An 11072-nucleotide genomic window follows, 5' to 3' on the forward strand; every position below is an offset into this window, starting at 1 on the left:
GACGGGGCGTCAGAGGCCCGCGGCCCTGGTGAGATTGACCCGGAACCGGTCGCGCCGCCGTTGGTAGCCGCGGGTTCGCTCCGCGCTGGCGTGGCCAAGCTGCTTCTGCACATAGCGCTCGTCGACCTCGGCCGAGGTGGCGAGGCCAGCGCGCAGCGAATGTCCGGCGAATTTCTCCTCCCGTTCGCCTTCGGGCAGGTCGGCGCGCACACCAGCGGCGAGCGCCGCGCGTTTGACCAGCCGGGCGACCTGCTGATCGGCCAGCCGGTCCGGACCAACATCCTTGCCCTGGCCGGTGACCCGGCGAAACAGTGGCCCGTGGCCGATTCGGGCCAGTTTCAGCCAGGTCTGCAGGGCGACGACGGGGCAGGTCGCGTCCGACGAGCCGCGTCCGATCTCGACTTCGCGCCAGCCGGTTTTCCCCCGCAGGGTGACGAGCATGCCCTTTTTGAAGATTTCGACCCAGCCACGGCCGTCCTCGGTCTGGTCGCGGCCGCAATCTAAGCCTACGATTTCCGAGCGCCGCAGGCCGCCGGCGAAGCCGACCAGCAGCATGGCGCGATCCCTTAAGCCCCGCAGCGTGCCGCGATTGAGGGTCTCGAGCATGGCGATGACGTCTTCCGGCAAGACCGCTTCCTTCTGCCGGGGCGGGGCGCCATGGGTGTTGCGGATGCCGGCGAGCACGGTCGCGATGTGCCGGTCCGTGCGGTCCAGCGGCGTCCCGCGCTGCGCATAATTCCAGCTCAGCGCCGAGAGCCGGCGCTCGATCGTGGCGACCGAATTCGCCTGGCGATCGGCCGTCGCGGCGCCCGAAGCGCAGGCGGTGATGTAAAGCCCGACCGTCTGCGGGGAGGGCAGAAGCACCTCCAGGCCCTGGCGCCGGCACCAGGTGGAAAAATGCTTCCAGTCGGAGGTGTAGGCCCGACGCGTGTTGGCCGAGCTTGCGGCGTCGACATAATCGCGGGCGCGATCGGCGAGCCGTTCCAGATGCGCTGGCAGGGCAGGGGAGGGGGCCTCGACGATGTCCCGAACGGGGGCGACGATGTCGGGAAGATCCTCGTTTTCGGTGTCGGTCATAGTCATGCTTCCTCTCCGTACATATTGTGTGTGTACGGTATTGATTTGTCCTGCTGCCTCATGTACATATTCTGGCTGCACAAGGAATGGATTTGAGCCATGGCGCGCGTTGCCGTCGATGACACCAACCGCATGAATCTGCGGATCAAGCCAGAGGTGAAAGCCCGGCTGATGCGCGCGGCTGCGCTACGCCATACCGATCTGACCAGTTTTGTGACGCAGTCGGCGCTCCGCGAAGCGGACGCCGTCATTGCCGACGCCGATGTGGTCAAGGTGTCGGAACGCGATTTTGCGCGCATCCTCGACCTCCTGGACAATCCGCCCAAGGCGAACGCCAAGCTGCGCGCGGCCGCATCCAGTCTGCCCAAAGACCTGTGACGTTTCCCGCCTGGCACGAGGAGCCGATCGCCAAGAGCCATGATCGGAAAGCCTTCGACTGCGGCGATGACGCGCTGAACACCTTCCTGCTGCGCTATGCCCGACAGGGGCATGAGCAGAACGCGGTCAAGACGTATTGCGCGATCGCCAATGATACGCCGAACAAGGTCCTCGGCTTCTACAGCCTTGCGCCGGCGTCGGTCGCGCATGACGCCGTGCCGCCCGCCATGACCAAGGGCCTGGCGCGCCATAAGGTGCCCGGATTTCTGCTGGCGAGGCTCGCGGTCGACAAGACGGTCGCGGGCGGGGGGCTGGGCGGCCAGCTCCTGCTGGCGGCCGCTTTGCGCTGCCTGCGGGTGACGGACGAGATCGGCGGCGTCCTGATGGTCATTGAGGCCAAGAACGAGCGGGCGGCACAATGGTACCGCGGCTTTGGCGCAGAGCCGCTGGCGGATCAGCCGCTTACACTCGTTGCGCCGCTTACGACCTTCGCCGATGCGTTGCGGGCGGCCGGACGTCTCTAGACGGGGGCCGTCTGCCGACGCCCACGAAACGCTGCCTGTAGTTTCGGAGGCCAAGCCAAGAGGCGGCCAGGAGCCCGATTGCGGGTGATTTTCGATCGTCTGAGCGCTGAAAACGGGCATCCTCTAATAATGGCAAAAACGAACGATAAGGCAACATTATCATTCGTTTTAAATTGTCGACAACCGCGGCGGTTTTGGGCGGATAGCTGGTTGTAAGCGCCGCGCCGGGTTAGATTCAGCCATGCCCTCGCGTGCGCGAATCATCCCTGAGCCCCCGCCGACCTTCCCGCCCTTTCCGGGATGGGCCCGGCAGATCGGACCAGCCGAAGTGGTTGATGATGCGATGTTTTTTGCCGGCGCCGCGCTTGCTGGGATCCATCCGATCGCGCGCAGCGAGCACCCGCTCGGCCTGCTCTGGCGGCATCGCCTATCGCTGGCCAACGCCGCTGTCCTCGCCCGCCATGGCGGGCGCACCGAAGACGAGGCGGCGTTGCGCGACGCCTGGTATCTGCGCCGCGAGATCGATGAGCTCGGTCCGGGCGGGCGCCTCCTCAAGGCCTGGCGGTATCTCGGCGAGCGCGCTGCCATGGCGCCTGATGATTGGATGATTTCCTGCTCAATCATGTTCGAGCTGGGCTTCAACGACGCGCTCGAGGACGTCGTCACCGCCGCGGCGAAGCTGGCGGCAGGTAACGGGAACGCCGTCGCGGCGGCGGCGGAAATTGCTGCAGCGAGCATGCGCTTCATCCCGCACAGCGAGCCGCTGGCGCTGTGGCTGGCCGACGTCGTCCTCGCCCATCGCCTGAAATGGCCGATGGCGGTGCCGCTGATCGCCGGCCAGGTCAGCCGGGCCGATCTGCGCGCTGCGGGCAGACCGGGCGGCATCGACGACGCCTGGCTGGCGGCCTGCGCCGAGGCCTATGCACGCGCTGCCGCAGCCGCATCGGAGCTCTATGCCGACCTCGTGCGACGCGCCAACCGGCTGCTGGCCGCAGCGCCGAAGCTGCGCGGTCGCGACGCCGACAGGATGGTGGGGATCCTCATGATGGAAGATGCCCAGCCCGCTGGCGCCGGCAAGACGTCGAGCGATCGCAGCACGCGACGGCTATTCGAGCGACTGGTGTCGCTCGGCGCGGTGCGCGAGCTCACCGGCCGTCCGACCTTCCGACTCTACGGGCTCTGACATGGGACGGCGCGCGCGATCGAAAGCGGATCTCGACACCGAATTGGCCGACCTGCCGCCGGAGCTGCGCTGGCGCGAATGGATGGGCCGGGTCGAGGCCGTGATCTTCGCCTCGCCCGAGCCCGTGACGCGCGAGGTCCTGACGCGCGTCGTCGGCCGCGACTGCAACCTCGATCTCATCATCGGCGATATCCGCGAGGAGCTCCGCGGCCGGCCCTACGAGCTCGTCTCCGTCGCGGGCGGCTGGCAGCACCGCACCCGGAAAAACTTCGCCGAGGCGATCCGCTCGGCGAGCGGCACTGCCGGCGGCGACAAGGCGTTGTCACAGACCGAAGCGCTGATACTCGCCTGCATCGCCTATTACCAGCCGATCAATCGCAGCGAATTGTCATCCTTCTTCGGCAAGGAGGTCAGCCGCGATACTATCGCCCGTCTGCGCGGATTAGGGTTTATCGCGAGTGGCCCGCGCAGCCCGCAACTTGGCGCGCCCTACACCTACGTGACGACCAAGGGCTTCCTGTCGCACTTCGGCCTGGAGACGCTGCGCGATCTTCCGGATATGGAAGCGCTGGAGGACGCCGGCCTGCTCAGTAAAGATAAGATGTTGGCAGGTGAGTTTCCGGATTCCTTGCCGGCACAGGACGAAGACCAGGACGATGATGAAAAAGCTGCAGATTGGACAGAGACAGGCTAGCCGCATTTGCCAAATGTCGGCCACCGATCGGCTTGCTTTCATCGCAGAGGGGCTTCCGATTATTCACGCCAGCGCGAAGGGATTTTGGTCCGCGTCTGCTGAACTGCGAGAAAAGCCGCGAGAAGCCGAGGTACTTGCGGGATTCGCTAAAGAGGAGGCGGCGAAGATTCTCATCCTGCTCGATATCATCCGCTGCCCTGAGAAGCGGATCGCAGGCAAGGTGAACAAATTGGTTGGCAGGTTTTATGGACACCTCGAACGGCTGATTTACGCCCAGCTGTCCGACTGGTGGTCCATTGATGTCGCGGACCTCCGTAAAGCCGTCGAGCCGCTGCGCAAGGCCCATGATCTCGAAGGGACGATGGGCGAGTTCATCATGCCGAACTCCGCCATCTATCAGCGAGAGAGCAAGCTCTACGCGGACGTCGAGGCCTACGAGGATGGCACGCCGGTCTGGAATGCACCCGTCGTCCACCCAAGCGCCTTCCGGTCGCGCATGCCGTCCGTTGTGCGGGTTGTCGACGCGATGGCCGCCTGCGGAATGTTCACGGTAGCGGGGCTGCAAGCCACATCAGAGGTTTGGGGGCAGCTTGAGTTTCAGGAAAAGGAGAGTCTGCAAGACGCCGAACGCCTAACCGAGCAACTTGTGGCTCGACTGATTGCCGAAGGTTTGCCGGGCGAATCCGCGAACCAGGATCATGTCAATGTACTGTACCGGCATTGGCCGTTGCCGATGTACAATGTCGACCTCCATCCGATCCCGGTATCTCTCGAAGAGCTGAAGGCCGAGCAGGACCGCCTCTATTGGGCAGAGGTCGGCGACCCTCGATGACGCTGACGATTTGGGCGGTCAATCCGATATCAGCATGAATTTGCGCGCGGGCAGGCTCATTCGCATGGGACGCCTTCGTTGGTGTGCCCATCTTCGTCGGCGGCGACCACTACCTAATGCTCTGAATTTACTTCCGCTTCCGGCGGCATAACGGACATCGCCGGACTTGCTGCTGGTCCGGCTCTGTCGCGAATGACCCCCAAACGGACTCAACGCGCTGACAACCATCATCGCTTGGACGCCCACCCCACGCGGGTTTGATCAGTGGGCAGGTCGGTCGGCGCGCTTTCAGTACTTCATTGAAATCGTCAGGCGTTCCTCCGCAACTTCCGATATTGTGATGTCGCAATGAGCGGTTAGCTTGGTGCTGGACGGTGAGGAACGATAAACAGTCCGCGGAGAGAAATGATGCGTGCCGGACGTCTGCTTGTAGGCCTGCTTATCGTCGCGCTTGTCGCTGTCGCTGCCAGCTGGGGGACCTACAGGCACGACTACGTCATTCACGAGCGAGCGGCGGCGGACTGGGTAGCTCTGACGCTTACCGATCAAACGCTCGCCCAGACGCATCAGCCGCAAGATGCCGACGCAGCGGTATTTTTCTCAAATGCAGTCATCGACAAGGCGCTCATGCAACTCGCCGGCACGACGATCAGTCCAATCAAATCCACACTCGGCGATCTGGTGGTTACGGTGGAAAATGCGCGAGTCCAGCCCGGCCTTGGGCTCACGGGAGCTATCGTCGACATAAATGTCGCAAGCCCACGGCGCGGTCGCGCGGTGAATCTGAAACTGGAAGGTAATATTTCGTTTCGCGGCATTGTACCCCAAGCCGACGACAGGCCGACTGCGACGGCTGAATTCGCAGTTGGCGTCACGAAGGCGGAGCCGCAGTTCGATTGGGGTTTCCTCGATATTCGCGGCCGGAATTTTCTATCGGAGGCGATCTCTTCCGGCCTGATGATCGCTCTCGACAATCATCTTACCGTCGCGGTCCCGTTCGAAGACCGCATCAGCTTCAACACAGGGTTCAAAAGCGATACAACCATCAAGGCCCCCGACGGTACCGTTGTGCTGAGTGTGAGCTTGCCCGGCGAGGTCCTGGAGCAGCGCTTCTCGTTTTCTGCGCCCGTGTTTCTACACTCGGGTGTATGGCTTCTGGCCGCGACCTCAGCCCCCGGTCAGGCTCCCGTGAGCCCGCCTGCCGTTCCTGATCTACAGCCTGCAGAACTTGAAACACGGATCGCTACGTTGCGGGAGCACATCTCAGGCGCAACCAAAGACTGGGAGCAAAAAAGCGACTTCGCCTTTTTCCTTAGCGGAAAGGCTTTGGTTGGCTTTATCAGTAAACTGAGCACGCTCCCGCAAGTGAACCGGACTGTCGTTGTCCACTCAACCAGCGTAACGGGGCACCTCGTGGACAATGAGACCATCCTGCTCGAACTGCCCGATGCCACCGATATCAATGCGACCATGAACGTTGGGCCGCCGAGTGCGGTGTGGATGCCAGGCAAGGGAGTGGCGCTTGCTACCGATTTGCGCATGGACTTGCACGCCAAGGTTCACGCGCATGTCAAACCAGTGGTGAACATGGGGACCGTCCTCGGGTTGGAGGGAGAAACCGGAAAGCATGTAGCGGGCACGGTCGAGCTGACTACCAAGAACGTGGACGGGCATCCAGTTCTGTCACTCGGCGCTACGATGCCTTGCGATACGTTGACTGCGGACGTGACCACGGATGGACGGCTCGAGATGGGGCCTGTCAAAGTCGATCTCGTCAAAGTCGGGGTGCGATGGACCATGCCGGTCCCGCCGACACTCGGCGAACCCAATCTCGTTATGGACGATCTCCCTCGCCGTGCCGGTCTCAGAAGTCCGAAGCCGGACCACCATGGCATCACGGTCACTCCGGCCCACGAGGCGATCGAATATGTGGTCCATATAACGGACGCGATGGCCACCCAAAACGGCTACATCGTGAGCGCCAAGCTCGACATGAATTCAGTCGACGAGGCAGAGCTGCCGCCGGAAATCATAGCTCAACGTCGCGCATTGGCTGACAGCGTCAAGGCAGCAGCACGCGCAGCCTCAGCATGCCCATCGGTCGATCCGGATATGAAAGTTCTGTTCGGAGGCGCGGAGTTCGGCAAGAACAATGAGATCGTCAAGGCCTTTACGAATGCGCTCCACGATCTTGAACATGGGCCCGGACCGAACAACGAAATTAGGAAAACCCTCGACAATGCCGCACACGATATTGTGCACGGGCCAGGCCCGAACAATGAAATAAGGAAGCTCGGGAAAGCTCTGGGCTTCTAGTCTAGGGGGGCTTGATTACATGGCCGATAAAAAAAGCCCGGACGCAATGCTTCGCGAACAGTGGAGCAAGGCGTCGCGGCTTACGCTTTCAGGCACCGTTGCGCTATTTCTTCTGACACGCGGCGCGAAGTCCGGAGCGGGCAAGATTCTCGAAATCCTTGGTCTGGATTGGTCTTCGCTCAACGCTCATGCTGTCGCTCTTCTCGGTGTTCCCGTCGTTGCTACGCTCTGTGTCTGGTCCTTGTGGTGGGCCAAGGCCTTTGCGAGGCGGCATACGGGCGGGGCCTGGTTCGATAGGGTGGTCACCAAATCCGATCTCGGACTGATATCGGATAAGGCCCGCATGGTCGCGATCTGGTCTCTGATCTAATTCGTCGCGCTGCCCCTTATCGGTCTTGGCATCCTCGAAGGGACATTTCTGCACGGCAATTTCTACTTCGCGGCCGATGGCAACTTCAGCTGTCCTGAGAATTGCAAGCAGAAGATTGGCGTATGGGCGCATTTCTGGCCCGCGAATGGCCTTCCGGACGTTCTCAAGACGGCCTATCGTTACGACGGAAATCTCACCTACGTACCGTTTTGGCAGCCCATTTTGTGGTTACTTTTCGGCGTCGGAGCTTTGATCTATGCCCTGTCCTACCTGCGGCTAATCTTTCAAACTTCCGCTTCACGCCAGCACTCCATCCAAGTTCGGGAAACAGCGTTGTAAGACGCCTCGAAGCAGTGGATTAATTTTTGCCGCGGCCTACTGATAAAGACAGGCTTCCGCTTATGGCGGCGGTAGCCCGCTGGCGATCGCCGCATCGCGGGAACATTAAAACGTTTGAGCGGTGCGGTCAGGCATCGCTCGATCGATGGTCGTCTCCTCGGCCGGCGGCGGCCGCGCAGACATATCTTCGCCCACCCTGACCGGAGGAGAGGCGATCGATATCGGGCTCTGACCAACACCCGAGGCATGGATTGCCTTCGTTCGAAGACCCATCGCAGACAAATCAAGGATGAGTGGCTGCAACAGCGTGCGGGTTGCCTCGCCCCCGCGCGACAACACGTCGATGAAATCCTCCTGATTGGGCTGTCCAAGGGCCAGCCGATAGATCATGCGCTGCTCGCGAAGTTGGGCGAATCGAGCAATGTCCCGTCCAAAGGGGCGCTCGAAGACGTGGCGGCGGATTTCGGCTCCGTCGAGCACCCACCAAGGACGGAGGCCGCTGGCATCGACGAAACGCTCCGCATGTCTTTGTACGCATCGCCACGGTGAGGCGTCGCCCAAGGCGGGATCTTTCAATATTTCGTCGCGCAATTCCGCGGATAACCTTCGCCTAACCGACAGTCCCGCGTAGCGCTGGACGCGACCTTCACGTTGCTCGAGGTCGAGCGGATTGGAGGAGAGATCCCAATGAACAACATGTGAGCACCATGGGTGAAAATCCAGTCCCTCCTGCCCAACCGACGTCGTGGCAAGGACATGCGGCCAAAAAGGTGTGTTGAAGCTTCGGCGCACTTCGTCGGGGCGAACCGGAGTGGCTTCCGCCACGCCACCATCCACTTTGATGACGGGTTCGGTTTCGGCGTCTCCAAAGGGCACGGCAACATGGCAGCGCACGGGAATCTTATGCGGAGGTCCGCCGATGCCATGGAAGCTGAAGCCGCCGGCGCGAAGTCCGAGAGATGATTGCAAGTCCTTGGCAAGTCCAATCGCCCCCTCTTGCAGGTTCTGCGCGCGGAGCCAGAAGTGCTCGTCGAGAACGCTTTCGAAACCGCCATCGACGACCGCACCCATGACCTGGTCGACCGCACTCTTTCCCGGCAACGATGACAGGATCACCGGATTGTCGAGATAGGCGCGAAGCCCCTGCCAACTAAGTTGCACCAGTTCGGAGTAGCGCGCGGGATCGAGCATTGTCGGGTCATGCCGCAGCAGGGCCCGGCCCAGCGCGACACCCGGCGCTCCGATCGCATAGTCCACGAGGTCCGAAAGCTCGGCTGGAGAGAGTCGATCGACCGGCTGCCCTTGCCGCCATTTCTGGACAGCGGCCTGCGCAGCACGATCGTCGCCGATTGCGCTCGTCCACGCTGAGGCGGACAGCTCCGCGACACCGGCGAAGCGTTCAATCGAGGCCAAGATCGGTGCAATCGATCTGTGCCTTCGCCGGGCTTTGACGGTGTCTCGTTCGACGATCCCTTTTGGCAATGCGGCGAGAATCTGCCGACGGGCCTCTTTACGGACGGCGCCGAGCGTCGCCCCGGCTTTCGCGAGTGGGTCCGTGTTACGGATCAGCCATGGCGAAGGATGGAAGGCCGCCATCACAGGTCCGGGAACGGCGGCCAGCTTGAAGCGCCGGCGCCTATAGGCCTTTTCATAGCCGCCATGTTTTCGGGGGAGGCAGTGGGCCTCGACGCCAAAGCTGAGCGGTGCGGCGACACTGGGCGGCGTTGCGCGGAAGCGGCTGAACATCAGGAGCTTGGGCTCGGCCGCCGCGTTTTTCCAGTCTCCGCCGAGCGGCCACCAGGGAAGCGACGGGGCAACCCACGGCAACGCCAGCAGTTTGGGTGGAGCTACGCTGCTCAGAGCGCGAAGCTTTGCGTCAGGCCACGCGGCCGGCGCATCGAGCTTGTTGCGGCGCTCGCGCGTGATCCGGATGAGCTTCGGCGCAGCCTTGATATTGGCGCCCTTCCAGGCCGCGTACCGGGGACCCAGAGATTGGGCCGGCAGCGGAACCGACGACCAGTACGGCAGCGCCTCATAGCGCACCCGTTCGGCGAAACTGTCAGCCAAATGGCGGTACACCTGAAAGTCCTCGGGCGACGGATCGGCATGGAGGAATTGAGTTCCTGCCAGCGGATCTATTGAGGCCACGCTGTCTCGTTCGGTGCGCGACATCACGGGATTCAGCAGCTTGCGCAGCTCGTCTCTGAGCCGGCCGGCTTCGGCCACCTCATTCTTCAGCTCCGGATGGCTCGCATCAGCATGCGCCGCAATGTCACGTAGCTTGTCGCCGAAATCCGAGAAGAGCTTCCTCGCACGGTCGCGCACATCAGGACCGCCGAGGAAATCGATCAATTTCAGAAGTTCGGCGTGAGCGAGCGCGCCGCGTGCTTCCTCCCACCGAGTGGTCAGATGCGGATAGGGTGTCGCGCTGAGTAGCAGGATCGCCGGCGGGGTGGTCGAGCCTTCGGGATCCAGCAGCGCCTTGAGAAGCGGATCAGCGTCTTTCTCGTCCAGAAGCTGCCGGTAACGTTGAAACTCATCCAGAATAACGAGATTGGGCGGTTGCTGGCGCAGCGTCGCCAGCGCCAGCGCGCGTCGAAGGCGGCCAACGAAGGTCGTGGGCTTGAGGGCTTTGATTTTCCGCTTGTCGATGGCTTTCGAGAACCGCGTAAATCTGGCGACATCGTGCGCGGGCAGAGCATCCGGGCGGTCTAAGTCGTCGAACCGATGGTGGCCAACGACGGCTGGGCTGGCCGCCGTTGTCAAGGCCGCCAGCCGCCGAAGGCGGTGGCCGTAGGCCAGCCTTTACAGCGGCGACCGGCCCAGCCATCCTCCCACCGAGGGTCGATGGCTTCCATGCAAGAGGTTCTTGAGCAGGTCGCGGTGCGGATGTTGCAAAACGCAGCGACAGTACGAGCACGCAAAGCGTGCCACTCGGAATGCTCTGATGGCATCTGCAGGTTATTTTTGTGCTCCCGTTGCCGGGTTCAGGTTCTTGTCTGCCGCCGATGCGATCGCGGTCAGATTTACTGCTTCGGGGCCTGCGCACAGGAAGCACGGCGTGAGCGGCGTAGGGAGGCCCGGCGGCGCTATCAGGCAACTGACCGTGGCCGGGCTATGCACGCCGATCGGAACCGCCGGTATCGCGCTCGACGGCGATACGTGACGGACCATGGTCCTTTGGTGACCAGGTCAGAGCGCCGTTTGTCCATAGTCAACACTGCTTCGAGCGATCCACCTCGCGGTAACGCACCTCACCTCGAACTCTGTCATCGTTGTTCGCGATCGGCGTCGGCGCTTGTGCGCCTCTCGGTCCTGCCGCGTCGCCATGTTGGTCGCCGCCGGCGCCGTTTTGACCA

The 11072-nt window shown here is 62.4% G+C and carries 9 protein-coding genes; 7 read left to right on the forward strand and 2 right to left on the reverse strand.

What is annotated here, in order from left to right; all coding sequences use genetic code 11:
- Positions 1–9: 9 nt before the first annotated feature.
- On the reverse strand, positions 10–1077 hold the full coding sequence (locus ACVIHF_RS01485) for a site-specific integrase (protein WP_253610094.1): 1068 nt from the start codon (positions 1075–1077) through the stop codon (positions 10–12).
- 99 nt (positions 1078–1176) lie between these two features.
- On the opposite strand from ACVIHF_RS01485, the gene ACVIHF_RS01490 reads away from it, so the two are divergent.
- The 7 genes from ACVIHF_RS01490 (at position 1177) to ACVIHF_RS01520 (ending at position 7374) form a co-directional block, all read left to right on the forward strand.
- Complete coding sequence (locus ACVIHF_RS01490) at positions 1177–1455, forward strand: type II toxin-antitoxin system TacA family antitoxin (protein WP_253610095.1); 279 nt, start codon at positions 1177–1179, stop codon at positions 1453–1455.
- The gene (locus ACVIHF_RS01495; protein ID WP_253610096.1) at positions 1452–1979 is read left to right on the forward strand and encodes a GNAT family N-acetyltransferase; all 528 of its coding nucleotides are present in this window, start codon (positions 1452–1454) and stop codon (positions 1977–1979) included. Before ACVIHF_RS01490 ends, ACVIHF_RS01495 begins: the two co-directional genes overlap by 4 nt.
- A gap of 241 nt (positions 1980–2220) precedes the next feature.
- Positions 2221–3162, forward strand: coding sequence for a DUF1403 family protein (locus ACVIHF_RS01500; RefSeq protein ID WP_253610097.1), 942 nt, complete (start codon positions 2221–2223; stop codon positions 3160–3162).
- Position 3163: 1 nt separating this feature from the next.
- Positions 3164–3856 carry an SMC-Scp complex subunit ScpB gene (scpB, locus tag ACVIHF_RS01505; RefSeq protein ID WP_253610098.1) on the forward strand — a complete coding sequence of 231 codons (693 nt, stop codon included), beginning with the start codon at positions 3164–3166 and terminating at the stop codon, positions 3854–3856.
- Positions 3819–4688, forward strand: a complete 870-nt coding sequence (locus tag ACVIHF_RS01510; protein WP_456791471.1) for a hypothetical protein — start codon at positions 3819–3821, stop codon at positions 4686–4688. The genes scpB and ACVIHF_RS01510 overlap by 38 nt, the downstream gene beginning before the upstream one ends.
- 408 nt (positions 4689–5096) lie before the next feature.
- A complete protein-coding gene (locus tag ACVIHF_RS01515; RefSeq protein ID WP_253636053.1) occupies positions 5097–7004 on the forward strand; it encodes a hypothetical protein in 1908 nt (635 codons plus the stop codon).
- Positions 7005–7023: 19 nt separating this feature from the next.
- Complete coding sequence (locus ACVIHF_RS01520; RefSeq protein WP_456791472.1) at positions 7024–7374, forward strand: hypothetical protein; 351 nt, start codon at positions 7024–7026, stop codon at positions 7372–7374.
- A gap of 444 nt (positions 7375–7818) precedes the next feature.
- Here ACVIHF_RS01520 and ACVIHF_RS01525 read toward each other — a convergent pair whose 3' ends face one another.
- Positions 7819–10479: a C-terminal helicase domain-containing protein gene (locus ACVIHF_RS01525; protein WP_253610102.1), complete on the reverse strand. Its 2661-nt coding sequence runs from the start codon at positions 10477–10479 to the stop codon at positions 7819–7821.
- Positions 10480–11072 lie beyond the last annotated feature (593 nt).

It is taken from the genome of Bradyrhizobium sp. USDA 4506 (assembly GCF_054058795.1).